Below are 336 nucleotides of genomic sequence, written 5' to 3'. Positions count from 1 at the left end.
CTGGGCGATGATGGTGTAGCTGCCGGTGCCGATATCGGTCATGTCGGTTTGGACCGTGATGCGTCCGTCAGCGTCCAGCTTGATCCGCGCGGCGGATTTCATCGTCGGTGCGCCGCGATAGCCCGCCGCGACGCCCATCCCGATCAGCCAGCGCCCCTCGCGCGTCACGCCCGGCTTGGCACTGCGCTTGCTCCAGCCGAAGCGGGCTGCACCTTCGCGCAGGCAGCGGGTGAGGTGACGGTCGGAAAAGCGCCGCGCGGGGTTGCTCGGCACCGTCTCCGGCTCGTTGCGGATGCGCAGTTCGATCGGATCGATGCCGAGCTTTTCGGCGAGCTC

Annotated in this window: 1 protein-coding gene; it reads right to left on the bottom strand. The window is 68.2% G+C overall.

The window, feature by feature from the left end; translation table 11 throughout:
- The coding region (locus tag ACTIF1_RS26445) for a molybdopterin cofactor-binding domain-containing protein (protein WP_439599463.1) at positions 1 to 336 on the bottom strand (336 nt) is incomplete at both ends.

The organism is Falsiroseomonas sp., assembly GCF_051860665.1.
Lineage (GTDB): Bacteria > Pseudomonadota > Alphaproteobacteria > Acetobacterales > Acetobacteraceae > Falsiroseomonas.
Note: the sequence above shows the minus strand (reverse complement) of the source record. Positions and strands in the feature narration are given on the sequence as shown.